The sequence below is a fragment of the Desulfovibrio sp. genome, assembly GCF_014803725.1.
In the GTDB taxonomy this organism is placed as follows: domain Bacteria; phylum Desulfobacterota; class Desulfovibrionia; order Desulfovibrionales; family Desulfovibrionaceae; genus Desulfovibrio.
In genome coordinates this window covers 178,620-204,548 of record NZ_JAAVBE010000003.1, presented here as the reverse complement: position 1 = coordinate 204,548, position 25,929 = coordinate 178,620, and the positions used below count along the sequence as shown (strand labels likewise).

At 64.9% G+C, this 25,929-nt stretch carries 23 protein-coding genes, 1 tRNA gene and 1 pseudogene; 13 read left to right on the top strand and 12 right to left on the bottom strand.

Going from position 1 to position 25,929, the window contains the following annotated elements; translation table 11 throughout:
* The first annotated feature begins 54 nt into the window (after positions 1–54).
* The 13 genes and pseudogenes from secY to lon all read left to right on the top strand — a co-directional run bounded on the left by secY (position 55) and on the right by lon (position 11,599).
* Positions 55–1,369 (top strand): annotated as a pseudogene (secY, locus tag HDR50_RS01240) (preprotein translocase subunit SecY).
* A gap of 16 nt (positions 1,370–1,385) precedes the next feature.
* Positions 1,386–2,180, top strand: a complete 795-nt coding sequence (gene map, locus HDR50_RS01235; RefSeq protein ID WP_291355247.1) for a type I methionyl aminopeptidase — start codon at positions 1,386–1,388, stop codon at positions 2,178–2,180.
* A 126-nt stretch (positions 2,181–2,306) separates the two neighbouring features.
* Complete coding sequence (rpmJ, locus tag HDR50_RS01230) at positions 2,307–2,420, top strand: 50S ribosomal protein L36 (protein WP_005027799.1); 114 nt, start codon at positions 2,307–2,309, stop codon at positions 2,418–2,420.
* Between the two features lie 15 nt (positions 2,421–2,435).
* On the top strand, positions 2,436–2,804 hold the full coding sequence (gene rpsM, locus HDR50_RS01225) for a 30S ribosomal protein S13 (protein ID WP_291355245.1): 369 nt from the start codon (positions 2,436–2,438) through the stop codon (positions 2,802–2,804).
* 35 nt (positions 2,805–2,839) lie between these two features.
* A complete protein-coding gene (gene rpsK, locus HDR50_RS01220; protein WP_291355243.1) occupies positions 2,840–3,229 on the top strand; it encodes a 30S ribosomal protein S11 in 390 nt (129 codons plus the stop codon).
* 45 nt (positions 3,230–3,274) lie between these two features.
* Complete coding sequence (rpsD, locus tag HDR50_RS01215; RefSeq protein WP_291355241.1) at positions 3,275–3,901, top strand: 30S ribosomal protein S4; 627 nt, start codon at positions 3,275–3,277, stop codon at positions 3,899–3,901.
* 12 nt (positions 3,902–3,913) lie between these two features.
* Entirely contained in the window at positions 3,914–4,957 is a 1,044-nt protein-coding gene (locus HDR50_RS01210) for a DNA-directed RNA polymerase subunit alpha (protein ID WP_291355239.1), read from the top strand.
* Positions 4,947–5,339 carry a 50S ribosomal protein L17 gene (gene rplQ, locus HDR50_RS01205; RefSeq protein WP_291355237.1) on the top strand — a complete coding sequence of 131 codons (393 nt, stop codon included), beginning with the start codon at positions 4,947–4,949 and terminating at the stop codon, positions 5,337–5,339. Before HDR50_RS01210 ends, rplQ begins: the two co-directional genes overlap by 11 nt.
* Before the next feature lie 262 nt (positions 5,340–5,601).
* Positions 5,602–5,686: transfer RNA gene (locus HDR50_RS01200), tRNA-Leu, on the top strand.
* A 35-nt stretch (positions 5,687–5,721) separates the two neighbouring features.
* Positions 5,722–7,116 carry a trigger factor gene (tig, locus tag HDR50_RS01195; RefSeq protein WP_291355236.1) on the top strand — a complete coding sequence of 465 codons (1,395 nt, stop codon included), beginning with the start codon at positions 5,722–5,724 and terminating at the stop codon, positions 7,114–7,116.
* A 127-nt stretch (positions 7,117–7,243) separates the two neighbouring features.
* Positions 7,244–7,852 carry an ATP-dependent Clp protease proteolytic subunit gene (locus tag HDR50_RS01190; protein WP_291355234.1) on the top strand — a complete coding sequence of 203 codons (609 nt, stop codon included), beginning with the start codon at positions 7,244–7,246 and terminating at the stop codon, positions 7,850–7,852.
* Entirely contained in the window at positions 7,849–9,123 is a 1,275-nt protein-coding gene (clpX, locus tag HDR50_RS01185; RefSeq protein WP_291355232.1) for an ATP-dependent Clp protease ATP-binding subunit ClpX, read from the top strand. The genes HDR50_RS01190 and clpX overlap by 4 nt, the downstream gene beginning before the upstream one ends.
* Before the next feature lie 31 nt (positions 9,124–9,154).
* On the top strand, positions 9,155–11,599 hold the full coding sequence (lon, locus tag HDR50_RS01180; RefSeq protein ID WP_291355230.1) for an endopeptidase La: 2,445 nt from the start codon (positions 9,155–9,157) through the stop codon (positions 11,597–11,599).
* Positions 11,600–11,716: 117 nt separating this feature from the next.
* Here lon and HDR50_RS01175 read toward each other — a convergent pair whose 3' ends face one another.
* From HDR50_RS01175 to HDR50_RS01120, 12 genes are all read right to left on the bottom strand, one after another.
* Positions 11,717–12,322, bottom strand: coding sequence for a GIY-YIG nuclease family protein (locus HDR50_RS01175; protein ID WP_291355228.1), 606 nt, complete (start codon positions 12,320–12,322; stop codon positions 11,717–11,719).
* Positions 12,323–12,592: 270 nt separating this feature from the next.
* Positions 12,593–13,222, bottom strand: coding sequence for a 4Fe-4S dicluster domain-containing protein (locus HDR50_RS01170; RefSeq protein ID WP_291355226.1), 630 nt, complete (start codon positions 13,220–13,222; stop codon positions 12,593–12,595).
* Entirely contained in the window at positions 13,215–13,598 is a 384-nt protein-coding gene (locus HDR50_RS01165; protein ID WP_291355225.1) for a hydrogenase maturation nickel metallochaperone HypA, read from the bottom strand. The genes HDR50_RS01170 and HDR50_RS01165 overlap by 8 nt, the downstream gene beginning before the upstream one ends.
* Positions 13,599–13,688: 90 nt before the next feature.
* On the bottom strand, positions 13,689–14,774 hold the full coding sequence (locus tag HDR50_RS01160; RefSeq protein WP_291355223.1) for a nickel-dependent hydrogenase large subunit: 1,086 nt from the start codon (positions 14,772–14,774) through the stop codon (positions 13,689–13,691).
* 3 nt (positions 14,775–14,777) lie between these two features.
* On the bottom strand, positions 14,778–15,305 hold the full coding sequence (locus HDR50_RS01155) for an NADH-quinone oxidoreductase subunit C (RefSeq protein ID WP_165075681.1): 528 nt from the start codon (positions 15,303–15,305) through the stop codon (positions 14,778–14,780).
* 94 nt (positions 15,306–15,399) lie between these two features.
* A complete protein-coding gene (locus tag HDR50_RS01150) occupies positions 15,400–16,068 on the bottom strand; it encodes a 4Fe-4S binding protein (protein WP_291355220.1) in 669 nt (222 codons plus the stop codon).
* Between the two features lie 219 nt (positions 16,069–16,287).
* The gene (gene nuoB, locus HDR50_RS01145; RefSeq protein WP_291355218.1) at positions 16,288–16,737 is read right to left on the bottom strand and encodes an NADH-quinone oxidoreductase subunit NuoB; all 450 of its coding nucleotides are present in this window, start codon (positions 16,735–16,737) and stop codon (positions 16,288–16,290) included.
* 10 nt (positions 16,738–16,747) lie between these two features.
* Complete coding sequence (locus HDR50_RS01140; protein ID WP_165075700.1) at positions 16,748–17,719, bottom strand: complex I subunit 1 family protein; 972 nt, start codon at positions 17,717–17,719, stop codon at positions 16,748–16,750.
* Complete coding sequence (locus HDR50_RS01135) at positions 17,716–21,510, bottom strand: proton-conducting transporter membrane subunit (protein WP_291355215.1); 3,795 nt, start codon at positions 21,508–21,510, stop codon at positions 17,716–17,718. The genes HDR50_RS01140 and HDR50_RS01135 overlap by 4 nt, the downstream gene beginning before the upstream one ends.
* 372 nt (positions 21,511–21,882) lie before the next feature.
* The gene (sat, locus tag HDR50_RS01130) at positions 21,883–23,154 is read right to left on the bottom strand and encodes a sulfate adenylyltransferase (RefSeq protein WP_291355213.1); all 1,272 of its coding nucleotides are present in this window, start codon (positions 23,152–23,154) and stop codon (positions 21,883–21,885) included.
* Positions 23,155–23,414: 260 nt separating this feature from the next.
* Positions 23,415–24,938, bottom strand: coding sequence for a glycosyltransferase (locus HDR50_RS01125; protein ID WP_291355211.1), 1,524 nt, complete (start codon positions 24,936–24,938; stop codon positions 23,415–23,417).
* Positions 24,935–25,927 (bottom strand): lipoate--protein ligase, encoded by a 993-nt coding sequence (locus HDR50_RS01120; RefSeq protein WP_291355209.1) that lies wholly within the window; start codon positions 25,925–25,927, stop codon positions 24,935–24,937. The genes HDR50_RS01125 and HDR50_RS01120 overlap by 4 nt, the downstream gene beginning before the upstream one ends.
* Positions 25,928–25,929 lie beyond the last annotated feature (2 nt).

The following is a 25,929-nucleotide window of genomic DNA, read 5'->3' as shown; positions in this document are numbered from 1 at the left end:
ACATCCGCTCCACGCGCGCCCCGGCGGGGCAGCNCAAACGAGAACGAGTCTTGCATGGCAACGGGAACGGCAAATACGATGGCGGGCCAGCCGGCCCTGGCGAAACGCCTGGGCTGGACCTTCCTCATCCTGTGCTGCTACCGGATCGGCGTCCATGTGCCGATCCCCGGCGTGAACGCNTCCGCCCTGGCCTCCTTCTTCGACAGCATGGCCGGCACGCTGTTCAGCCTTTTNGACATGTTCTCCGGCGGCGGCCTGTCCAACGTCTCCGTNTTCGCGCTCGGCGTCATGCCGTACATCTCGGCGTCCATCATCATGCAGCTNTTGCAGGTGGTNAGCCCGGACATCAAGCGCATGGCCCGCGAGGAGGGCCAGGCCGGCCGGCGCAAGATAACGCAATACACCCGTTACCTCACGGTGCTCATCACCCTGGTGCAGGGCCTNGGCATCGCCGTGGGCCTCGAGAACATGACGAGCCCGGCGGGCACGCCGGTGGTGCTNCATCCCGGCTGGGAATTCCGCATCGTCACCATGATCACCTTCACGGCGGGCTCGGTGCTCGTCATGTGGCTGGGCGAGCAGATCACCGAGCGNGGCATCGGCAACGGCATCTCGCTCATCATCTTCTGCGGCATCGTGGTNGGCATCCCGCGCGGCATCATCCAGTCCTTCGCGCTCATCGAGGCCGGCGACATGAGCATCTTCATGGCCATCGTCATCCTGGTGTTCATGGCCGCGGTCACGGTCTGCATCGTCTTTGTGGAGCGCGCGCAGCGGCGCATCCCCATCAGCTACGCCAAGCGCCAGGTGGGGCGCAAGATGTTCGGCGGCCAGAGCTCGCACCTGCCGCTCAGGCTCAACACNGCCGGCGTCATCCCGCCCATCTTCGCCTCNTCNCTNTTGCTCTTCCCGGCCACGGTGGGCCAGTTNTCNGGCAATGANTATGTGCGNCGCGCGGCNGAGTTCTTCTCGCCCAACGGNCTNATGTACAANGTGCTCTATGTGGNGCTNATGTTCTTCTTCTGCTACTTCTACACGGCCATCATCTTCGACCCCAAGGANATGGCNGAGAACCTGAAGAAGGCCGGCGGCTTCATCCCCGGCATCCGGCCCGGCGAAAAGACCGCAGGAATATATCGACAACGTGCTCTCNAGGCTCACGCTNTCGGGCGCGGTGTANATCTCGCTCGTGTGCCTCATGCCCATGCTGCTCATCCGCAANTTCAANGTGCCGTTCTATTTCGGCGGCACGAGCCTGCTCATCCTGGTGGGCGTCGCCATGGACTTCATGAACCAGGTGGAATCCCACATGATCTCCAGCCAGTANCAGGGCCTGATGCAAAAGGCCCGCAGGAGCGGCNNGGCCTAGGGCCGGCGGTGGGNCGATGAAAAAGTACCANGGNGCCTATATCAAGAACGACCGCGAGATCGCCTGCCTGCGCGANGCCAACCGCATGGTNGCCAATNTCCTCGACGCGGTGGGCGACNTGGTGGCCCCGGGCGTGACCACNANGCAGTTNGAGGANCTCGCGCGCGACATGTGCGCGGACTACAAGGTCAAGCCCGCCTTCCTCGGCTATTGCGGCTATCCCTTCGCCACCTGCTGCTCGGTGAACGAGCAGGTGGTACACGGCTTCCCNTCCGACNGGCCNCTTGAGGAGGGGGACATCGTGAGCGTGGACATGGGCGTGGTNTTTGANGGCTTNGTGGGCGATGCGGCGCGCACCTANCCGGTGGGNCGNGTGAGCGACGAGGCCCGGCGCCTCATGCGCGTNACCGANGAAAGCCTNTATGTGGGCATCGAGCAGGCGCGNCCNGGCAATGACGTGTACGCCATCGGCGCNGCCATCCAGAAGCATGTGGAGGCNGCCGGGCTCGGCGTGGTGCGCCGCTTCGTGGGCCACGGCGTNGGCGCCAANATGCACGAGAAGCCCGAGGTGCCCAATTTCCGGCCNGCGAGCCCCGGGCTCACNCTGCACAGCGGCATGGTCATCGCCATCGAGCCCATGGTGACGCTCGGCACNCANGAGGTGGACATCCTCGAGGACAAGTGGACGGCCGTCACCAANGACGGCAAATGGGCCGCGCATTTNGAGCACAGCGTNGCCATCACGCCCGACGGCCCGAAGATCCTGAGCATTTCCGACAGGGGNCTCAACCGGCACACCATTGCCGCTTGACAAGTTGGCNCAACACGGCTAAAGATTTCCGTTCTTGCCAGACATATGGNGCGGCGCGCNCNCAAGCNGCGTTGGCGCGAGCCCCGTTTTTCGGCGAAANCGGCANACGNNATGTGGAGTAGCGAGATGAAAGTCAGACCGTCCGTCAAGAAAATATGCCCCAAGTGCAAAGTCATCCGGCGCAAGGGAGTGCTTCGAGTCATCTGCGAAAACCCCCGGCACAAGCAGCGCCAGGGCTAGGGCAGGAGAACGATTGTGGCGAGAATAGCAGGTGTTGATTTGCCGCGCGGCAAAAGGGTGGACATTGCGCTTACCTANATCTACGGNATNGGCCGTACCACTGCCCTGAAGATCCTGGACACCACCGGGGTCAACTGGGAGCGCAATATTGACGATCTCTCCGCCGANGAGGTCAACGAGATCCGCAAGGANCTCGAGCAGCACTACAAGGTGGAAGGCGACCTGCGCCGCGAGGTTTCGGGCAATATCAAGCGGCTTATGGACATCGGCTGCTATCGCGGCCTGCGGCANCGNCGCGGGCTNCCCGTNCACGGGCAGCGCACNCANACCAATGCGCGCACGCGCAAGGGGCCGCGCCGCGGCGCCGTGGGCAAGAAAAAGTAATCGGCTCCTCCATCCAGCCAACTTGAGGGACAGTCATGGCAAGACCCAAGAAAGCGGTCAAGAAAAAGGAAAGGAAGAACGTGCCTCTGGGCATCGCCCACATNCAGGCCTCGTTCAACAATACCATCATCACCTTCACGGACACGCGCGGCAACGCCATTTCCTGGGCGTCGGCCGGGCAGAGCGGCTTCAAGGGCTCGCGCAAGTCCACCCCCTTCGCCGCCCAGGTGGCCGCGGAAACTGCCGCCCGCAAGGCGCAGGAAAACGGCATGCGCACCGTGGGNGTCTATGTGAAGGGCCCGGGNTCCGGCCGTGAGGCCGCCATGCGCGCCATCGCCGCCGCCGGCTTCCGCGTNGCCTTCATCCGTGATGTCACGCCCATCCCGCACAACGGCTGCCGTCCGCCCAAGCGNCGGCGCGTGTAGTTTCGCGGAGCTNCACCGCGCCGAACCAACGAAGAGGAACTATCCATGGCCAAATATACGGAAGCCAAATGCCGTCTCTGCCGCCGCGAGGGCTGCAAGCTNTTCCTNAAGGGCGACCGCTGCTTCACCGACAAGTGCGCCTATGAGCGCCGCCCCTANGCCCCCGGCCAGCACGGCCGCGCGCGCAAGAAGGTCAGCGAATATGCCGTCCAGNTGCGCGAAAAGCAGAAGACGCGGCGCGCCTACGGCGTGCTNGAGCGCCAGTTCCGCGGCTATTTTGAAAAGGCCGAGATGCACCGCGGCGTCACCGGCACCAACNTGCTNGTCACGCTCGAGCGCCGGCTCGACAANGTGGTCTACCGNCTGGGCTTCGCNAGCTCNCGCGACCAGGCCCGGCAGATGGTGCGCCACGGGCTGTTCACGCTCAACGGCCGCAAGGTGAACATCCCNTCGCTGCAGGTGCGCGTGGGCGATGTCATCGAGGTGCCGGAAAAGAACCGCAAGATCCCCGCGCTGGCCGTCGCCCAGGAGGCCGTGGCGCGCCGNGGCTGCCCCGCNTGGCTCGAGGCNGACGGCGCNGCCTTCAAGGGGACGGTCAAGGCGCTCCCGCAGCGTGACGATATCCAGTTCCCCGTCAACGAGCAGCTCATCGTCGAACTTTATTCGAAATAAGCCGGGGGCCNCATGCTTATCAAACAGGGCGAACGCCTCATCAACGCCCGCAANTGGTCGGAGCTCGTCAAGCCCGAGCAGATNCTGCGNGATGAGGAAAACGCAAGCGNCACNTACGCNAANTTCATNTGCGANCCGCTGGANCGCGGCTANGGCACCACCATCGGCAATGCCATGCGCCGCGTGCTCCTGTCGTCGCTTCAGGGNGCGGCCTTCGTGGCCGTGCGCATCAACGGNGTGCAGCACGAGTTCACCACCATCCACGGCGTTCTGGAAGANGTGACCGACGTGGTGCTCAACNTGAAGCAGGTGCGCCTGCGCATGGATACGGACGAGCCCCAGCGCCTCACCCTGCGCGCCGACAAGAAGGGCAATGTCACCGCGGCCATGATNCAGGCCAANCAGCATGTGGAAGTGCTGAACCCTGACCTGCACATCGCCACCCTCACCGAGGACATCCCGCTGGAAATGGAGCTNGAGGCCCGCATGGGCAAGGGCTATGTGCCCGCCGACATGCACGACGGCCTCGCCGAGGAGATCGGCCTCATCAAGCTGGACTCNAGCTTCTCGCCCGTGCGCAAGGTGGCCTACACGGTGGAGCAGGCGCGCGTNGGCCAGATGACCAACTANGACAAGCTCATCCTCGAGGTCTGGACGGACGGCTCGCTCACGCCCGAGGACGCCGTNGCCTACAGCGCCAAGATCATCAAGGACCAGATCTCGGTCTTCATCAACTTTGACGAGCGCGTCTCGGGCGACATGCACCTNGGCGTGGGCGACAACAGCGAGCTCAACGAGCATCTCTTCAAGAGCATCGANGACCTNGAGCTCTCCGTGCGNGCCACCAACTGCCTGCGCAGCGCCAATATNGCCACCGTGGGNGAGCTCGTGCAGCGCTCCGAGAGCGAGATGCTCAAGACCAAGAACTTTGGCCGTAAATCCCTGGACGAGATCAAGAGCGTCCTNCTGGACATGGGGCTTGATTTCGGCATGAAGGTGGACGGCTTCGACAAGAAGTACCAGGAATGGAAAAGGAAGCAGCAAAATGAGGCATAGCAATTCCGGCAGAAAATTNTCGCGGACGCCCTCGCACCGCAAGGCCATGTTGCAGAATCTCGCCAAGGCGCTGCTCATTCATGGCAANATCCGCACCACCGAGATGAAGGCCAAGGANCTGCGCCGCGTCGTGGANCCGCTCATCACCCTTGCCAAGCGCAATGACCTGCACGCGCGCCGCCTGGCCTACCGNGTGCTCAACGACCACGCCCTNGTCAAGCACCTGTTNGACGAGGTGGGCCCCATCTTCGCGGAGGTGCCCGGCGGCTATACGCGCGTGCTCAAGCTGGCCACGCGCCGCAAGGGCGACAATGCGCCCATGGCCATCATCGAGTTCTCGCGCACGGCGACCGCCCCCGCGGAGGCCAAGCCCGCCGCATAGCGCAGGCCCGCCCTGCGGGCTCATGCAACCGACACTTTCGGGGGCCGCACGGCCCCCTTTCTTTTTGTCCTTCTCCTTAAATTTCCCCGTCGTGCAGCGACCATTCGCTGGCCGGCAGCCCTTCCCGTTCCCAAGGCCCCGCGCTTGCCTTTACGCCCTTCGGCCTTATATTGATAGCGGCCGGAAAGCGCGGCCATGCCCGGCCACGCCCGGGCCGCGCGGCTTGCGGGCTTGTCGTGTCCATGCTAGATTTCCCCGATTTGCGAGGGTGGCGGAACTGGCAGACGCACTGGACTTAGAATCCAGCGCCTTCGGGCATGGGGGTTCAAGTCCCCCCCTTCGCACCACTGCCGACACCGGCCAGAAACCAAAGGAGCCCCTTGTGGAATACAGCGTCGAAGACATTTCCCCGGTCAAGAAAAAGGTGAGCATCACCATCGAGCCGCAGGAGGCGGAGGCCGCCATTCTCGGCGCTGTGGCCCTGTACAGGGATTCCGTACAAATGGACGGCTTTCGCAAAGGCAAGGTCCCCCCTTCCGTGGTGGAACAGCGTTTCCACGACCGCATCTATGACGAGGCCCGGCAGGATCTCATCAACGTGCATATCAACGAGGTGATGCAGAAGCTCGGCGTGCAGCCGGTTTCGGGCATCACTGTCAACGGTGCCGAGGCCCCGCTGGAGCGCGGCAAGGGCTATGCCTACACCATGGAGTTTGAAGTCCTCCCCACCTTTGAGCTGCCGCCCTACGAGGGCCTTGAGGTGGAGCAGGAGGCCGTGGGCGTGGACGACGCCGAGGTGACGGAAGTCATCGAGCGCATCCGCCGCGACCGCTCGAAGCTGGTGCCCGTGGACGGCACGGCGCCGGCCGTGGACGGCCAGATCGCCAATATCGACTTCGAGGCCTTCGAGAACGGCGCGCCCGTGCCCGGCGTCAAGGCCGAGGGTTTTGACCTCGCCCTGGGCGAGCGCGAGGCGCTGGAAGATTTCGAGGCCCTGGTCAAGACCATCCGCCCGGGCGAAGAGGGCGAGGCCGAGATCACCTTCCCCGCGGATTTCGTGGCCCATGACCTCGCCGGCAAGACCGTGACCATGAAGGTCAAGGTGCATGCCGTCAAGGAGCGCCAGCTCCCGGCGCTGGACGACGAGCTTGCCAAGCAGATGGGCCAGGAGAACGTGGAAAAGCTCAAGGCCGCCATCACCGACAGCTATGTCAAGACGCGCGAGCGGCTGCACAAGGGCGCGGCGCAGAAAAAGCTCCTCGACAGCCTGCTCAGGATGGTGGACTTCCCCCTGCCCGAGGCCATGCTCGAGGCCGACATGCGCACCCTCATGACCGACCTCGCCGTGCGCCTCGAGCGCCAGGGCAAGCGCCTGGACTCGCTCGGCAAAAGCGAGGAGGAACTGCGCAAGGAGCTTCTGCCCCAGGCCGAGGAGGCCACGCGCAGCCTTGTGCTGCTCCTCGCCATCGCCAAGAAGGAGGGCCTTGAGGTCAGCGACCAGGAAGTGCTCGCGCAAATCTACCAGAACAGCCTCCGCAGCGGGCAGGATTTCAAGACGCTCCAGCAGGAGTACGAGCGCAGCGGCCTCATCTTCCTTCTGCGTGACCGCCTCCTGGCCGACAAGGCCATGGACCGCATCTACGCCAAGGCCAAGGTGAAGGAAGTGCCCGCGGCCGATAGTGCGGCTGGCGCCAAGGCTGCCGACAAGGCCCCCGCGGACGCTCCCGAGGCCCCGGCGGCTGCCGAAAAAGCCGCTGACGCCCCTGCCGCCGAGTGATTCCCCGACGCCCCCGGGCGCCACGCCTTGTTTCGGTGCGCAGCCTGTGTTTCCGGGCCGCGNNNCCCTTTCNCCAAGCCCCCAGCGCGNCCGGAAGCCTCCGGCCGCAGACANNAAGAGGCATGCCATGTCGCTCATNCCCATGGTCATNGAAACCACAGGCCGNTCNGANCGCGCCTATGANATTTATTCCCGNCTGCTCAAGGACCGCATCGTGCTNCTNGGCACCGAGGTCAACGACACCGTGGCNTCNCTCATCTGCGCCCAGCTGCTCTTCCTNGAATCGCAGGACCCGGAAAAGGAGATCAGCCTNTACATCAATTCNCCCGGCGGCTCGGTGACGGCCGGCCTCGCCATTTATGACACCATGCGCTATATCACGGCGCCGGTNTCCACGGTGTGCATGGGCCTCGCCGCGAGCATGGGCGCCTTCCTNCTNGCCGCGGGCGAGCCCGGCATGCGATTTGCACTCCCCAACAGCCAGGTGATGATCCACCAGCCTTCGGGCGGCTTTCGCGGGCAGGCCACGGATGTGGAGATCCACGCCCGCGAGATCCTGCGCCTCAAGGAAAAGCTCAACCGCATCCTCGCCGANAATACNGGCCGNCCCTATGAGGAGGTCGTGCAGGCCACGGAGCGGGACAACTTTTTGACCCCGGAGGAAGCCAGGGACTTNGGCATCATCGACAAGGTCCTGGTCTCCCGCCGCGACGCTGCCAAGGACANCAAGGCATGAGTACGAAAAACCCGGTCAACGAGCCNNTGCGCTGCTCCTTCTGCGGGCGCAGCGANCTGGAGGTGCGCAACCTCATCGTCCAGGACGGCGCCAGCATCTGCGACAACTGCGTCAAGGCCTGCGGCGAGATCATCGCCCGCGACAGGATGGAGAGCGCGGACAGCGAGGAGCGCCTGCTCACGCCGCAGGAAATCAAGGNGCGCCTCGACGANTANGTCATCGGCCAGGACGAGGCCAAGAAGATNCTCGCCGTGGCCGTGCACAACCANTACAANCGCGTGTTCTGCGCCGAGGCCCTGGGGCAGGACGTGGAGCTTGAGAAAAGCAATATCCTCCTCGTGGGCCCCTCGGGCAGCGGCAAGACCCTGCTCGCCAAGACGCTNGCGCGCNTCNTGCGCGTGCCCTTCGCCATAGCCGACGCCACCACNCTCACCGAGGCGGGCTATGTGGGCGAGGATGTGGAAAANATCCTNGTCCAGCTCCTCCAGAACGCGGANTACGACNTCGAGGCCGCGAGCAAGGGNATCATCTATATNGACGAGATCGACAAGATCTCGCGCAAGGGCGACGGCCCCTCCATCACGCGCGACGTGTCCGGCGAGGGCGTGCAGCAGGCCCTGNTGAAGATCATCGAGGGCACCGAGGCCAACATCCCGCCCAAGGGCGGCCGCAAGCANCCGCAGCAGGAATTCATCCGCATGGACACGAGCAATATCCTGTTCATCGTGGGCGGNGCNTTNGTGGGNCTCGACAAGATNGTGGAATCGCGCGTGCAGGGCGCNTCCATGGGCTTTGGCGCCAAGGTGCGCTCGACCAAGGAGATGCCNCTTTCGGANCTCCTGGAAAANATCCATCCGCAGGANCTCGTCAAGTTCGGCCTCATCCCCGAATTTGTGGGCCGCATCCCCATCATCACCCATGTGGACGANCTGGACGAGCCGGACCTCGTGCGCATCCTCACCGAGCCCAAAAANGCGCTGGTGCGCCAGTACCAGAAGCTCTTTGGNCTCGACAACGTGAACCTGCGCTTCACGNCCAANGCGCTCAAGGCCATCGCCAAGCGCGCCATCGAGCGCAAGACCGGCGCGCGCGGCCTGCGCAACGTGATGGAAAAGATCATGCTGGACATCATGTACCGGCTGCCCTCNCTGCCCAATGTGCGGGANTGCGTCATCAACCGGGCGGTCATCGAGAAGGGCAAGGAGCCTGTCCTGCTCTATGGCGAAAACGGCGANCCCCGCGCCATCGAAGGCGCCAGGGACGCCTCCTGACCGCTTCGGCCCTGCCATAATGGAGAACNCCATGTCGGATGAAGCGCGCGGAAGCGCCATCGAGGAACTGCCGGTCATGCCCCTGCGGGAAGTGGTCATGTTCCCGCGGTCCATCATGCCCCTCTTCGTGGGCCGGGAGGCTTCCATCAAGGCCATCGAGGCCGCGCACGCCACCTACAGCAAGCAGATCTTCCTCGTGGCCCAGCGCGAGGCCGGCCTGGAAAAGCCGGACGCCGGNGACCTCTCNCCNGTGGGCGTGGTGAGCAAGATNCTCCAGATNCTGCGCCTGCCCGACGGCACCATCAAGGTGCTCTTCGAGGGGCTCTACCGCGCCACCTGGCAGGAGCTGCGCGAGCGCGGCCAGTATTCCGTGGCCTTNGTGCGNCGCGTGCCCGAAAGCCAGAGCCGCCCCGAGGAAAAGGAGGCNCTGGTGCGCGCCGTCCACGAGGCGCTGGAGGAATACGGCAAGAACAACAAGAAGATCTCGCAGGAGGCCATCCTCGCCATGNTGGCCCTGCAGGAGCCCGGCCCCCTCGCCGACGCGGTNATGCCNCAGCTCAAGCTGGANTACCGCAAGAAGCAGGAGGTGCTGGAGCTNTCCGACGTGACCCAGCGCCTCGAGCGGGCCTACGAGTACCTTCAGGGCGAGGTGGCGCTCTCCACGGTGGAAAAGCGCATCAAGAACCGCGTCAAGGTGCAGATGGAGCGCAACCAGCGCGAATACTACCTCACCGAGCAGATCAAGGCCATCAACAAGGAGATGGGCCGCGAGGACGACCCGCAGGCCGAGGTGGCCGAGCTGGAAGAGCGCCTCAAGGCCCGCGACATGCCCGAGGAGGCGCGNGAAAAGGCCCTCGCCGAGGTGAAGAAGCTGCGCTCCATGCCGCCGGCCGCCGCCGAATACACGGTGGTGCGCAACTATGTGGACTGGATCCTCGACCTGCCCTGGAACGACCTGAAGCAGATCGACATCGACATCGAGAAGGCCCGCGCCATCCTCGACGGCGACCACTACGGGCTTGAGCGCCCCAAGGAGCGCATCCTCGAATANCTCGCCGTNCAGAAGCTCTCGCACGGNCTCAAGGGNCCCATCCTCTGCTTCGTNGGCCCCCCCGGCGTGGGCAAGACCTCGCTCGCCANGTCCGTGGCNNGGGCCACNGGGCGNGACTTCGTGCGACTCTCCCTGGGCGGCGTGCGCGACGAGGCGGAGATCCGCGGCCACCGGCGCACCTACGTGGGCGCGCTTCCCGGCAAGATCATCCAGTCCCTCAAGCGGGTGAAATACAATAACCCGCTCTTCTGCCTCGACGAGGTGGACAAGCTCACCTCGGATTACCGGGGCGACCCGGCCGCGGCCCTGCTGGAGGTGCTGGACCCGGAGCAGAACAACACCTTCATGGACCATTACCTCGACCTGGAGTACGACCTCTCCAAGATATTCTTTATCACCACGGCCAACTCGCTGCACGGCATCCCCGGGCCGCTGCTGGACAGGATGGAGATCATTGAGCTCTCAAGCTACCTTGAGACGGAAAAGCGCCACATCGCGCGCCAGTTCCTCATTCCGCGCCAGCTGGAGGAGCACGGCCTGAAGCCGGAAAACCTGCGCGTGTCGGAAAACGCGCTCATGGAGATCATCCGCGGCTACACGCGCGAGGCCGGCGTGCGCAACCTCGAGCGCGAGATTGCTGCCCTCTGCCGCAAGACGGCCATCCGCCTCGTGGAGGAGAACGACCTTGAGCGCACGGTGCAGGTTTCGACCCAGAGCCTACCCTCCCTGCTCGGCGTGAAGAAATACCGCCACGAGGAGCGCGAGGCGGAACCCCAGGTGGGCGTGTGCGCGGGCCTGGCCTACAACCAGCGCGGCGGCGAGATATTGCTGGTGGAGACGAGCCTCATGAGCGGTTCGGGCCAGGTGGTGACCACCGGTCAGCTCGGCGAGGTCATGCAGGAGTCGGCCAAGGCCGCGCTCTCCTATGTGCGCTCGCGCGCGGAAAGCCTCGGCCTCGAACCGCGCTTTCACCGCAAGGTGGACATCCACGTGCATGTGCCGGCAGGCGCCACGCCCAAGGACGGCCCCTCGGCCGGCATCACGCTCGCCACGTCCATCACTTCGGCCTTGCTCGGCATCCCGGTGCGCAATGACGTTGCCATGACCGGCGAGATCTCGCTGCGCGGCCGCGTGCTGCCCATCGGCGGCCTGCGCGAGAAGCTTTTGGCCGCGCGCCGCAGCGGCATCAAGAAGGTCATCATGCCTGCGGACAATGAAAAAGACCTCAAGGAAGTGCCGGACGAGGTGCTGCGCGACCTGGAGCTCGTGTTCGTGGAACATGTGGACGAGGTGCTGCCCCAGGCGCTGGCCGCCACGCCGGAAGAGATTTTCTCCGGCAGGGCCACGGCCCAGCCGCTCTGGGCCTCCCTGCGCGCCCATGCCGCCGGCGAGGGCGGCAGCGAGGAGAACCACGCGGCGCAGTAGGCAGCTAACGGATTTAATACACAGAGGCGCGCCCACGTATGGGGGCGCGCCCTTTTGGTATCTTATTGGGAAGATTCACACTGAGCAAATATAAAAATTAATAATACTTTTAGGTCATTATTTGCTGTATGTAACTATTATGAAATACAAAAAAATTCCTAGTCCTAAACTAAACGCGCCAGCCCATAGATTCCCTAATCCCAAAGATAGTGGAATACCTATTCCACAGCATACAAAAAAAGCTAAACAACCTACTTGTTTATTTTCATCTTCGCGTTTTTTTAGTATCTCCCGTACTCTTTTCTCTCTAAGTTTTCTTGCTTCTTGCGCTGCCAATTCCTCATTTCTTTTACGCTCTTCAGCCTCCTTTTCTCGTAAATATATAGCTTCCCTGCCTTCGACTTGTGACCTCAAATGCTGATTACGATATTTCTCTTTATATGAAGATATGCTAATCGCAGCATGTTTTAATTCTAATATACAATTTTTTAAATCAAGTTTAAAAAATTCCTTATTAAAATTATATTTATATAATCTATTATGTGTAAGCCTCTCAAGGCCTTGATAATCATCAATATAAATACAATACTCTATAATGAAGGTCTTTGGCACTCCAGTAGTATATAATTCTTCTGCTCGTTTCCAAGGTGTTCGAGATGTACATCCAATTTTATATATACCTAGCATTGCCTCGTTGCTCATAATGTATACATATCCGCCCATTCAAAAATCTATCCTTGCTTGCGCAGATAAAACGCATACGCAGACAATGCGGCAACGAAAACCGCAAAAATCACCCATACCATTTACGCATCCTCGGTTGTCAGCGGGATAGACATCAATAAACAACCCATTCCCAGCCACAACGACGCCTGACGCTCTTGAAAAAGTCCGATTGCCAAGCTGACAACCGGACTTTTTCAAGAATATCAGTGGTGCGTTTAAATCAGTTTTTAAATCGTATTTCCTCTGGATACCGATTGGGGCCTGGCGTCAGGCCTGGGCCTGGGTTTCCGCCGCGGCCTTGGCGGCAGCCGGCTTGGCCTCCACGGTCTCGCCTTCCTTTTTGGCGCTCACGGCCTTCTTTTCCGGCATGGGCGGCTCAACGATGGTGCCGTCCGGCATCACCATGGAGAGCGCCTGCACGGGACAGGCCTCCATGCAGGCCGTGATCTTCTTGCCGTTCTCGATGCGCCAGGCGTGGCACATGTCGCAGCGCACGGCCACCTCGCGCCCGGGCGCCACCAGGGCCGGGGCCTCCTCGCCCTCGGCGGCGGGCACTTCCTGGGCCGCGGCGTCCATGGAAATGGTGCCGTACGGGCAGGACTTGATGCACATCTGGCAGGCGATGCACAGTTCTTCATTGAAGAGGATGCGGCCGTCCTCCTCCTGCTGGAGCGCGCCCGTGGGGCACACGTTGCAGCAGGGCGCGGGCTGGCACTGGTGGCAGCGCACCGTGGTCTTGAGCCCTTCCGCCTTGATCACCTGCACGCGCGCCACGAGCGTGTCGCGGTGCTTCATGGCCTCCTTGAAGCTCATGTTGTGGTGGGCGGCGATGCAGGCCACCTCGCAACGGCGGCACGCGCGGCATTTTTCGGGAGTGACGCGGATGTGTTCAATCATGGTGCGCTTCCTCGGTATCGACGCGCAGGGACTGGAGCGTCAGCCCGTGCCCGCCGCTGAAATGGATGTTTTCGCCGCCGCACTCGGGGCAGACGAAGTGGCGTTGCCGCAGTTCAAAAGCATGGCCGCAGTCTTCGCAGCGGCAGGCCAGGGGCGCGGTGGTGAGGGTCAGTTTGGCCCCCTCGGCCTCCGTGCCCTCGGCGAAAAGCTCAAAACAGGCCTCGAGCGTGCGGGGCTCCACACAGGCGATGAGGCCCATCTCGCAGACCAGCTCCTCGATGCGGGCGATGCGCCGCTCCGGGTGGGCGGCATTGTGCTCCGCAACCGACTTCAGGGCCAAGCCGAGCAGGCCCTGGACAAGGCTCGCCTCATGCACGGGCGCGCCGCCCGCTTGTCGGGGCGTGCGCCCCGTGGCCCGCGCTGGCCTGCGTGACCACGGGACGACGCGCCGGAATAGCCATATGCCCTAGCGCTCCGTGCAGGACACGCAGGGGTCGATGCTGTTGGTGATGAGCGCCACGTCGGCCACGGCGCAGTCGCGCATCATGACGCCCAGCGACTCCCAGTTCATGTAGGAGGGCACGCGCCACTTGAGGCGTTCGGGCGTTTCCGAGCCGTTGGTGCGGATGTAGTAGAACACCTCGCCGCGCGGCGCCTCGCTGCGGGCCGTGGCCTGCGTCACCGGGATGGGCTTCATGGCGCAGGTGACAGGGCCCTCGGGCATGCGCTCGCAGCACTGGCGGATGAGCCCGAACGACTCGAAGATCTCGTCGAGGCGCACCTGGGTGCGGGTGTGCACATCGCAGCCGTCCTTGATGATGGACTTGAACTCCAGCTCAGGGTAGGCGGCGTAGGGGGATTCCTTGCGCACGTCGTTCATGACGCCGGAGCCGCGCGCCACCGGGCCGACCACGCCGAGGCGGATGGCGTCCTCCTTGGGGAGGAGGCCAATGCCCTTGGTGCGCGTGACCACATTGTGGTTGGTGTTGTAGATGTCGCGGATCTCCTCCACCTGCGGCTCCATCTTGCCAATCTGCGAGAGGATGTATTCGAGCAGCTTCGGGTCCACGTCGCACTTGACGCCGCCGAGGCAGTTGGAGGCGAGGTTCATGCGGTTGCCGTAGACCGTCTCCTTCACGTCCTGGATGATCTCGCGCACTTCCATGACGTGCATGAAGAGCGACTTGAAGCCGATGATGTGCGCCTGGATGGCCGTGTTGAAAAGGTGCGAGGCCACGCGCTTGATCTCTTCGGCGAGCACGCGCAGATAGCGCGCCCTGGGCGGGATGCTCATGCCGAGCGCGTTCTCCACGGCCATGCAGTAGGTGAAGGAGTGGCTGTTGGAGCACAGCGAGCACACGCGCTCGGTGAGGGTGACGTTCTTGACGAGGTTGCGCTGCTGGGCCAGCGCCTCCATGCCGCGATGCACATGGCCGGAGGTGAGGTCCACATTGCGGATGGTCTCGCCCTCCACCTCAAGGCGGAAGTAGACCGGCTCCTCCAGGGCCACATGCACGGGCCCGAGGGGCATGGTGAAGGTATTCTTGCTCATGAGTTACTCCTTGCCCTGAAGGATGCGTTCCCAAAGGTCCTGGGAGCTGGCGCCGTTCATCATGATGGAGAGCGGCACGAGCTCGCCCAAAAGGCCCTTGTCCAGCTCTTCGTCAAGGAAGAGGCGGCGCGGGTTGGGCTGGTTGACGATCTTGATGCCATAGAGCTCCATCATTTCGCGCTCGTGCCAGTCGGCATTGTTAAAGAGCGGCGTGATGGAGGGCACCTGGGGGTGTTCCGCGTCCAGCGGCACCGTGACGCTGTAGACCACGCCCTCGAGCACGAACTGGTAGCAGAGCGCCTGCATGGGGCCCGTGTCCGAGTGGCGGTTGTAGGCCGTGATCATGGCCAGCCGCGAACCCTGCGAGTGCAGGATGTCCGCCGCCTGCAAGAGCTGGTGGGGCGTGTCGATCTGGAACCAGTGGTAGGCGTTGCCAAAGCTGTCGCTCGTGTGGCGCACGCTGCCCCCGTGGGCGCACAGGGGCTCGATGCCCTCGATGATGGTGCTGTTGCCGCGAATGATGTCGTGCATGGGGTATCCTGTCCTGAAGTTTATTGCCTTGGGAGCAATAACTAAGTCTTTTTTCTGCCTTGTCCGCCCGGGGGACTGAAAAAAACCGAAGGGGCTACGCCTTTTCTTCCGCCGGAGCCGCCTCCTCGGCGGGCAGGTTCATCTGCGTGGAGGGCGCATCTTCAAGCTTGCCCACCACCGGCTCCGGCGGCGCGGGAGGGTCCGGGAGTGCCGCGGCCTCCCTGATTTCCTCGGTCTCCACCGCCGGGTAGACACGCTCGATGCGCTTGGCGTCCTCGAGCTGGCGGCATTTGGGGCAGAGGTGCCGGATCTCCTCGGGGGAGATGTTGGCGTCATGCGCGTAGATCTTTTCCGCCAGCTTGAGCGGGATGGGCCGGATGAGCGTGCCGCAGTGCGCGCAGGGCTCGTAGTCGATGGTGTGCTGCTCCAGCATCTCGTACTTTTCCGATTCGGGATGCACGAGGTGCCAGTCATTGGTGATGCTCATGGCGCCTGTCGGGCAGTAGTGGCGGCAGTTGGCGCACAGGCAGCAGGAATCCTGCCAGATGGTGATGGTGTAGCCGCTCTTGTCCGGCTTGGGCGAGATGTCGATGGCGCCCGCCGTGCAGACATGGCGGCAGACGCCGCAGCCCACGCAAAGGTCGGGGTCGACCACCGCCTTGCCGCGCAGGCGCTTGGGCGTGAAGGTCGGGCCCAGCGGGAAGGGGTCCGTGCTCGGTCCGTCCAGAAGATTGCGGAACAGAACTTTCAGAAAGCCCGCCATATATCAGTCCTCCTGAGCCTTGGCGTCAATGGGGTGGGGGTTCGCAGTCGCGGCAGCGCCGGCCCGCGCCTCGGCGCGGTGCAGCCAGCCGGGCTCGCGCCCCATGAGGCCGCAGACATTGTGGCAGACACCACAGCGGTGGCAGCGCTCGCCGTCGTCGGCAAGGGCCGCGCGAAGGCGCGTAAGGGAGCGCGTGANNGAGGCNGCCGCCGGNTGCCCTCATCCCTCGATGCCCAGTTTCTTCTTCCAGATTTCCAGCGCCTTGGCCACGCCCTCGAGGATGGCCTGGGGCCGCGGCGGGCAGCCGGGCACGTTGACATCCACGGGGATGTAACGGTCGATGGGCCCCTCGATGGAATAGCCCCCGCGGAACACGCCGCACGAGATGGGGCAGATGCCCACGGCCACNGTCACCTTGGGTTCCGGGATCTCGTCCCAGACCTTGAGCACCCGGTCCTTGACGCGGGTGGTCAGGGGGCCGGTGATGAGCACGATGTCCGCATGGCGCGGGCTGCCGCAATACCGGCAGCCGAGGCGCTCCACGTCATAGCGCGGGATGCAGGCCGTGGTGGCGAGCTCCACGTCGCAGCCGTTGCAGGAGCCCGCATTGATGCGGAAGAGCCACGGCGAGCGGACGGAAAGTTTCTTCAGCGTAGTATCCAGAGCCACGGCTGCCTCCTTACATCACCCAGACAAGAATGAGACTGCACAGCGCGAGCCCGGTGGGCACCGTCACATAGAAGCGGAACGCCTGCTCGATGCGGTAGCGCCCCGTCGCCGACTTGACGATGGTGAGCGAGATGAGCATGAGCACCAGGCACTTGAGCACGAACCAGACGAGGTTCACCGGCCACCAGTCGCAGATGGTCCCGGGGAAGAAGAGCGCCACCCCGAGCCCGAGCACCACGAAGGTCTTGAGCGCGCTCGTCACCTGGAAGAGCGCCAGAAGCGGGCCGCCGTACTCGAGCAGGGGGCCTTCGAGGATCTCGGTCTCGGCCTCGGCGATGTCAAAGGGCGCGGCGCCCATGGTGCCGGGCAGGAAGATGAGATAGGCGACGAGCGCCGGAATCATGGCCGGGTTCAGCCCGAGGGAGCCGTATTCCTGCTGCCAGGCGACGATGTGCAGNAGGGAGAACTCCGCGCCCCAGGCGCCGCCGTTCATGGCCTTGCCCACGAGCATGGCCACGGCCAGGAGGATCATGAGCAGGGGCGTCTCGTAGGCGAGCATGAGCAGCATCTCGCGCGAGAAGCCCATGGCGCCGAAGGGCGAGCTGGAGGCCGAGCCGCCCAGCATGAGCGCCATGGCCGGAATGGGCAGNAGGTAGAAGATGACGAGCAGATCGCCCATGTTGAAGAGCCCGTCAAAGACNCCGGGGATGGGGATGAAGGCCGCGCACACCGCCATGCCNGTGAAGCCGAACACCGGCGCCAGCAGGAAGGCGGAGCGCACGGCCGTCTTGGGGATGAGCGTCTCCTTGGTGAGGAGCTTGGCCGCGTCCAGCCAGGGCTGGATGAGCGGCGGCCCCACGCGGCGCTGGAGGCGCGCTTCCACGCGCCGGTCCAGGCCCTTGAAGAGGAAGCCCACAATCAGGGCAAAGGCCCCGCCGGGGAAGATGCACATGTGCAGGATGGCAAGCAGGGTGTCGCTCATGAGCGGTTCTCCTTGGGGGCGCTGTCGCCGCCGAGCATGCGCACGAGGTCGCCGTAGATGCTCGCGGGCGTCATGCGGCTGGTGGCCGTTTCGGTGGGCAGGCCGCAGGTGTGGACATCGATCTCACGCAGGCGCGTGAAGCGGCGCACGAACCAGGCGCCGCCGGCGAAGGCCAGCGCCATCATGATGAACATGCCCGTGGCGTTCCAGGTGCCGGGGCCGGACAGGATGCCCGAGATGCCCACATCCAGCGGCGNGGCGCCGTACTGGGCGAGGATATTGTTGATGTGCATGAGCGGCAGNCCGGGGAAGATGCCCGTGACCACGCAGCCCANGGCCAGGATGCCCATGGGCACGCGCATGACGAGCGGCGCCTCCTNCACCTTGTCCAGATGCGGCCCGGGCTGGCCCAGGAAGGCCGCGTGCATGAACTTGGCGATATAGGCNAGCGTGATGACGCTGCCCACCAGCGAGAGCAGGGCCAGGAAGGGCTGGTCNGCCTGCATGAGCGCGTGGTAGATGAGCCACTTGGAGGAGAAGCCGCTCGTCGGCGGCACGCCCACCAGCGAAAGGCCCGCGATGGCGAACATGAGGAGCGTGAACGGCATCTTGCGGCCGATGCCGCCGAGGTCGTCCAGGGTGTCCGCATGCGTGGCGAACATCACCGCGCCGCAGATGAGGAAGAGCAGGTCCTTGAAGAACACATGGTTGATGAGGTGCAGAAGGCCGCCCGCATAGCCGAGCGCGCCGCCCGCGGCCACGGCGAGCACCATGTAGCCGAGCTGGCTCACCGTGGAGTAGATGAACACGAGCTTGATGCCGTTGGCCCGAAGCGCCTGGATGGCGGCCATGATGATGGTGATGCCGCCGATCCACATCACCACCGTGGTGATGATGCTCTCGCCGAAGCCGCTCACGAGGCCCGCCAGCGCGAAGCCGCCGCCGAGCAGCATGAAGAGCTTGACGAGGCCGATGATGGCGCTCTTCAGGAGCACGGAGGAGATGTAGCCGGAAACGGGCGTGGGCGCCAGCGCCGGGTGCATCTGCCAGTCAATGCGGAAGGGCAGCTGCGCCGCCTTGAGCACAAAGCCGATGGCGAGCAGCGCCATGCCGAGCCACGCGGCCCAGGGGGAGACGCCNCCGAGGATGCCCGAGAGCAGGCTCGTGTTGAAGGGCGTGAAGGGCCCGAGCACGGCGAGGCCCACAAAGAGGAAGCCCGCGCCGAAGAGGTTGAAGAGGAAGTACTTGAACGCCTCGCGCAGCGAGTCGCGGTCGCCTTCATGGGCGATGGACATGTAGAGCGTCCAGGAGCTCATGATTTCCCAGAAGAGGAAGAAGCTCAAAAGGTACTGGCTCGCGGACATGCCCACGAGGCCGCCGCACATGCAGGTGAAGGCGCAGTAGAAGCGCCACTGCGAGTGGCTGTGCGACATGTAGCCCACGGCGTAGGCCATGTTGATGGCGCCCACCAGGGGCACGATGAGGGCGAAGCAGAAGGAGAGCGTGTCGAGGTCGCGCCCGAAGATGAGCACGAGCAGCGCCGTCACGAGCAGCACGCCCACGCTCATCCAGCCGGCCATGCGCGGCTTCCCGCAGAAGAGNGCNGGCAAGACGGCGCCGAACACCGGGAAGATGACATAGATGGGCCAGTTGACGCTCATGGCCGCGAGGATGGCCGGGGCCTGNGCCGGCACTTCGTAGGCCAGCGACGCCACCGGGAGCACCAGCGGCATGAGCAGTTGCGGCGCGAGGCCGAAAACGAGGCTCAGCGCGGCGAGCACCAGCATGGCGATGCGCATGGTGAAGGGCGCCTCTTCGGCCACGGGNAGGTCCGCGGGCCGCTGCTCGAAGACCAGGGTCTTGAGGATGCGCCCGTAATACACCGCGCCCACCAGCGCGCCGGCCAGAAGCAGCACGGCCACCCAGACGTGGCCCGCGCTCACCGCGGCCTGGATCATGAGAAACTTGCTGTAGAAGGCGCCGAAGGGCGGCAGGCCCATGATGCTGATGAGGCCCACGCACATGCAGGCCACCGTCCAGGGCATCTGGTGCCCGAGGCCGCGCAGGTCGGCGAGGTTGCGGCTGCCGGCGCGCATGATGAGCGCGCCCGCGGCGAGGAAGAGCAGGTCTTTCATCACCGCGTGGTTGAACACATGCCAGAGGGCNCCGGCCGTGGCGAGCCAGGTGCCCAGGCCGAGCACCAGCGCGATCTCGCCGATCTGGCCCATGGTGGAGTAGGCGAGCATGCGCTTGATGTCGCTCTGCATGAGGGCCATGATCTCGCCGTAGATGAGCGTTGCCGCGCCCATGCCGCAGAGCCATGTCCCGAACCAGGAAAGGCCGAACATGCCGGGGAGTTCCGCCTCGGGCCGGCCCACCCCGATGATGATGACGGAGAGGATGCCGAAAATGCCCATCTTGGTGATGACGCCGGAAAGGGGCGCGGACACCGAGGAGGGCGCGGCCGGGTGCGCGTCGGGCAGCCACGAGTGCAGGGGCACGAGGCCGGCCTTCACGCCGAAGCCGGCGAGGCAGAGGATGAGCCCCATCTGGAGCCACGCGGGCAACTGGAAGACGAGCCCCGGCTCCAGCGAGAACACCTTGAGCAGGAAGAGCCCGGGCAGCATGAAGAGCGCGCCGCCCGCGCACATGACATAATACTTGAGGCCCGCGTCGTAGGCCGCCGGCTTCTCCTCGTGGACCACGAGGAAGTAGGAGGCGAAGGTCATCAGCTCCCAGTAGCCGTACATGGCCATCACGTCGGGCGTGGAGACGATGCCCGCGAGCGACGCGAAGGTGAGGAGCAGGAAGAACCAGTACCAGCCCTTGCGCCCGTCGTGGATGTAGCTCAGGGAGTAGACGGCCACCACGAGGCCGATGAGGGCGATGATGACGAGGAAGAACTGCGCGAGCGGCGCGGCCTCGGCCACGCAGACCGCGGCCAGCGCGCAGGCGAAGAAGAGCGTGCCGATATAGGGCGCCACCTGCACGCGCATGAGGAAGGCCGCGCCCGTCACGAAGGCGCCGATATAGAGGCACCAGAAGGCCGGGCTCACCGGGCTGTGCGGCAGCACGAGGCCGAAGGCGCCGCCGATGGCGTCGGTGATGGGGCCGCGGAACACGCCGAGCAGGGCCACCGCGAGGCCGAGGACGAAGAGCGCCGGCGTAAGCCCGGTGCCGAAGAGGCCGGCCTTCTCGCCNGCGNCTTCCTTGCCCTCGGCGGGGCGCTCAAGGCAGATGTGCCGCACGGCCACCACGTAAAGCCAGATGAAGATGGTGGTCGCCGCGGCCATGAGCATGAGGCAGAAAAAGCCGCCNGCGGGCAGCGTTTCCAGAAGGCCCACGGTGAGGAGCGCCCGCGCCTCGGGCAGGAGGAAGGGGCTCCCGCCGACAGCGGCCANAAGGCCCAGNCCGAAGAGCGCGCCGGCCCAGGGCCTGGCCTGGCCCCGCCCGTTCAGCTCGTCCAGCGAGGGGCCCGCCGCNAGGACATTGCGGAAGGGACAGGCGCACGCGCCCTCCGCCGGGGCCGAAAGCCGTGCCAGGGCACACCAGGCGAGGAGGCGCGCGGCGATCTGGAAGATGGCGAAGAGCCAGAGGCCGGTGAGCCCCGCCGCCACCTGCGCGCACAGCGCCATGCAGATGACGCCCACATCGTGCAGGCCGCCCCAGAGGATGAGCCGGCGCGGGTCGTTGCGCTGCTGCACGGCCTTGGCGGTGGCGTAGAGCAGGAGGAGTGAGCCGACGGCCAGCGGCAGCCAGGAACCGCTTGTGGTGAACAATGCTGCTGTCATAGACGCCCCATTGGTAGGAATCTTCAGGCCNGCCCGCATCCGGCGGCGCGCTGGCGATGGTGCCCGCTGCCGGCATCCGGGGAGNTGACTGAAAAATTCNAATATGNAGAAANCTAGCCNATTCGGTCTACCCTGACAAGCGCCAAAAACTTTTTTTCNGATGTGAAAAAAAGTTTTTTTCAAGGGGCTGCGAGTCAAGGAATATCCGGCAACAGCGGCAGGGTGGAGCGAGGGACAGCCCGCATGGAGGCTACGCTTCCCGAGGGAGCGCCCGGGGCTCTCCAATCCACACTCCCGTGGGCACAGCCCTGCAACAAAAAAGGGCGCCCCGAAGGGCGCCCCGAACGTCAGCGGCAAGCCGCGCAGCCACGCTTACATGGTGCTGCCGGAGGCGGCGCGCTGCATCTTGATCTCGACCTTGTCGGTCAGGCCCTCGTAGTACTTGCGGAGGATCTCCAGCACTTCGGGACGGCCGAAGTGGTCCGGCACTTCCGCGCCTTCGGAGAGCATCTTGCGCAGCTTGGTGCCCGACAGGATGACGCGGTCTTCCTTGCCGTGCGGGCAGGTGCGCATGGAGGCCATGCCGTCGCACTTCTTGCAGTAGAAGGTCCAGTCGATGTCAAGGGGCTGGCAGAGCAGGCGCTTGCCTTCCTCTTCGGGCTGCGGGATCTTCTTGAAGATCTCCTGGGCCTCGAACATGCCGTAGAAGTCACCCACGCCCGCGTGGTCGCGGCCCACGAGCAGGTTGTTGATGCCGTAGTTCTGGCGGAAGGTGGCGTGCAGCAGGGCTTCGCGCGGGCCGGCATAGCGCATGTCGAGCGGATAGCCGGACTGGATGACGAATTCCTTGACGAAATAGTTGTCAACGAGGGTGTCGATGCACTTCACGCGCACTTCGGCCGGGATGTCGCCGGGCTTGAGCGAGCCCACGAGGGAGTGGATGACCACGCCGTCGCAGACCTCGATGCCGATCTTGGCGAGATATTCATGCGAGCGGTGCATGGGGTTGCGGAGCTGGAGCGCCGCAACCTTCTCCCAGCCGCGCTCGTCGAGCTTTTCGCGCAGCTGCGCCGGGGTCATGTAGACGCCGGGGAAGCGCTCGGGGAAGTCGCCCTGCGAGAGCACTTTCACCGGGCCGGCGATGTTGTACTCCTTCTGGGCGAGCACCATCTTGACGCCCGGATGGTCATTGGGCGCCACTTCCCAGAACTTCTCGGAGTCCGGGCCCTCGCCCTTGAAGACCATCTCGCATTCCCACTTCTTGTCGGCCTCGGTCATCTCGTAGATCTCTTCGATCTTCATGGTCGCCATGATCTCGCCATTGCGGACCAGGGCCACCTCTTCGCCGACCTTGAGGCCCTTGGCTTCCTCGGCGGAAATGTCGAGCGTGACCGGCAGCGGCCAGAAGGTGCCGTCCGTGAGCAGCATCTTTTCGCAGACGCTCTTCCAGTCGGCCTTGTTCATGAAGCCGTTGAGGGGCGAGAAACCGCCAATGCCCATCATGATCAGGTCGCCCTTGGCGCGGGAGGAGATCTCGATCTTTTTCAGGCCCTCGGCCTTTTTCTTTTCATCTTCCAGGGCCTTGCCTTCGAGAAGGCAGCACACGAGTCCCTTGCCGCCATGCGGGGGTACCAGCTTGGACATTGCGAAATCCTCCATGTTTTGGTTCCGGGCGAACCGCTCCCGGCGGCTGCCCGGCAGCCCCGCGGTGCGGCTTCGGGGCGCACCCGCTGCGCCGCCAGTGGAATGGTTCCGTGACCATCTTGTGAATATTCTAACAAAAAGTCAACCACCTTTGAAAACTTTTCGCGCTTAAGTGCGCCCTGGAAATGGGGAAAAAGAGAGGGGAGACTGCCGGAAAGGATTGCGCCGCGCGGCGATGCGGGCGCGGGGGCAGCACGGGCTCAGGCGCCGATTTTTTCGCGGATGAAGGCGAGCCTGTGGCCGTAAGTGTGGCTGGCGCGCAGATGCTCGCGCCAGGCCTGGCGCAAATCCCGCGCGTGTTGCGGGTTTGCGGCGAGGGACGCGAGGCGCGGGCCGAGCTTCGCGCGGGAAGTGAGGGTAATGGGCGCCGTGAGCTCATCGGGGAAGATGTCGAGGCCCTTTGTGGCATCGCTGAGGAGAAGGCCCCCGGCCGCCCAGACATCGAAATGGCGCTGGCTCAGGCTCTCAGGCAGGAGGAGGCTCGTGACGTTGAGCACGGCGGAGGCTTCGCGGTAGAGGGTGGGGAGGCTGCCGTAATAATCCACAGGGGCTTCGGGCTCGCAGCCGGGCACGAGCTCGCGCCAGAGCGCGTCCCCGGTGACGCGCAGGCCCAGCGGCAGGCCGGCGGCTATCCAGCGGGCGCGGTTGGCCTGGGCGCAGCGCTCCGCGCCGAGGCCCGCGGCGCGCACCTCATGCCCGGGCCAGAGGCGCACATGGAGGCGTTCGGCCCACCAGTGGAAATTAGCCTGTCGGGCGGGTTCGGCATTCTCGTCCGTCAGGGCGAGGCCATGGGCCAAAAGCTCCCCGGGCACGCGTGCGGCCGCGAAGAAGCGCTCCCGCGCGGGAAAGGCCGCGCGCCCCACGAAGCGCGGCGCAAGCAGCGCGAGGCGTCCTGCCTCGGCCGCATCCGGGAGCGGCCGCCACATGTGCGGGGCCACGGCCAGCGGGAGGGGGTGGACGCTTTGCGCCCCATACTTAGTGAGGCCGGGGATGAAGCTCGCGTCCGTCACGAAGAGATGGGCCTCGCGCCACCACGGGAGGCGCGCCTGGGGGAGCACATGCCAGGGATCATCCACGAACCACAGCGCCACGGGCACGCCGAGCGCCCGGCAGGCGTGGAAGATGCGGCCGTCCGCATCCATGCCGCGCAGGTTGACGGAGAGCGCAAAGGCCGGGAGCCTGCCGCCCCAGGCATTTGGCAGGTCGGCGGCGGCCGCCGGGGCAACATCGCAGACGGGAGAAAAGCCGGCTTCCTCCAGCGAGGTGCGCAGTTCCCGGTGCAGGAGTTGTGTTTCATCGCCCGGGAGCCAGACCGTCGGGGCGGGTGCCCCCGGCAGAGACGCGGCCTCGGCTTCGATGCGTCCGGCGAGCGGCCCCCAGAAGTCCGGCGCGAGCCTGAGGGAAGGGCGGTAGAGGTAGACGGCGGCGCCGGAAAGCCGCACGGCCTCCCCGGGCGTGAGCCGCCGCCAGCCGGGGTGGGCGAAGCCGTCGGGTCGGAGCCGGCTCAGGGTCTGGTCGTCCTCCACCCAAAAGACCGTGCCCCCGCGTTCGACGGCCGCGCGCACGAAGGGCAGCTCCTGCGGGTTGCCGGGGCCGAGCCCGAGGAGGAGCACATCCCGGCAATCACTCCCGGGCCTGAGCTCTTCCCAGGTGCCGGGCGTATCGGGCAGGCTCACCGGGCGGCCGGCGAAGTCGGGGAGGCGCGGACGCGCCGTGGCGCTCATGTGTCGCCCCCGACGGCGGAAATGAAAAATTCGCGCATCGTCCCCGGTTCGCAGCCGAGGAAGAGCCGTTCCCAGGAGAGGTTTTCCAGCGCGGTCCGCACGGCCCCGGCCGGGCAGCCTTCGAGGCGCTGTTCCAGCGTCTCCACGCCGTCATCGCTGAAAAAGTCGCCGGTGACGCGCGCGCTGCGGATGCGGCCGTCCCGAAACTCCAGCCGCAGTTCCACCGTGCCCCAGGGGAAGCGCCGGGCCACGCTGCGCGCAGCGGGGGGAAGGGCGCCGAGGTTCCATTCCGGGTTGCGGTACTTGCGTTGCGCCAAAAGCTCGGCCATGACGTCGAGCCCCGCCGGCTTTTCTGCCGCTTCGGGCGCGCACCGGGCGAGGAGGGCGGCTTCAAGGTCTGCCATGGTGGTGCCGGCCGCCCAGAATTCCGCCACATTGGCCACCCGGCCGCGCACCGAGGCAACGCCGTGGGAGTGCCGTTTTTCCGTCGGCGGTGTGAGCAGACGCCCGAGCCGCGAGAGGTCGGCATTGATGAGCAGTGTGCCGTGCACCAGGAGGCGCCCGCCGGAACGGAATTGCGCGCTGCCCGAGATCTTGCGCCCTTCTGCTTCGAGGTCGTTGCGCCCCGTGAGACGCGCGGCAACACCCACATCGGCCAGGGCCTGCGTCACAGGGACGAGCAGGGGCGCGAAGGCCGGCCCCATGCCCGCGTCGTTCGCTATCCGCGAGAAGCAGAGCGTGCCCGCATCGTGGCACACAGCGCCGCCGCCGGTGATGCGGCGCACCACCGGGACGCCCTCGGCCGCCGCGCGCGCTGTGCCCACTTCGTCCGGCACACACTGGTGCCGCCCCACGATGACGGCCGGCTCGTTCCGCCAGAGGAGGAAGAGCCCGGGATGCCCGGGCGCCAGCGTACGGAACAGGGCCTCTTCCGCGGCGAGATTGCGGGCCGCGTCCCTGAGGGGCAGCACAAGGTGGCGTAGCGGCATGC

What these genes read in the sequence shown, in the direction of transcription:
- HDR50_RS01155 (WP_165075681.1), bottom strand. Translation starts at nt 15,305, where the DNA reads ATGCACGACATCATTCGCGGCAACAGCACCATCATCGAGGGCATCGAG.
- HDR50_RS01170 (WP_291355226.1), bottom strand. Translation starts at nt 13,222, where the DNA reads ATGATTGAACACATCCGCGTCACTCCCGAAAAATGCCGCGCGTGCCGC.
- rpmJ (WP_005027799.1), top strand. Translation starts at nt 2,307, where the DNA reads ATGAAAGTCAGACCGTCCGTCAAGAAAATATGCCCCAAGTGCAAAGTC.
- HDR50_RS01175 (WP_291355228.1), bottom strand. Translation starts at nt 12,322, where the DNA reads ATGGGCGGATATGTATACATTATGAGCAACGAGGCAATGCTAGGTATA.
- HDR50_RS01160 (WP_291355223.1), bottom strand. Translation starts at nt 14,774, where the DNA reads ATGAGCAAGAATACCTTCACCATGCCCCTCGGGCCCGTGCATGTGGCC.
- HDR50_RS01125 (WP_291355211.1), bottom strand. Translation starts at nt 24,938, where the DNA reads ATGAGCGCCACGGCGCGTCCGCGCCTCCCCGACTTCGCCGGCCGCCCG.
- HDR50_RS01150 (WP_291355220.1), bottom strand. Translation starts at nt 16,068, where the DNA reads ATGGCGGGCTTTCTGAAAGTTCTGTTCCGCAATCTTCTGGACGGACCG.
- HDR50_RS01120 (WP_291355209.1), bottom strand. Translation starts at nt 25,927, where the DNA reads ATGCCGCTACGCCACCTTGTGCTGCCCCTCAGGGACGCGGCCCGCAAT.
- sat (WP_291355213.1), bottom strand. Translation starts at nt 23,154, where the DNA reads ATGTCCAAGCTGGTACCCCCGCATGGCGGCAAGGGACTCGTGTGCTGC.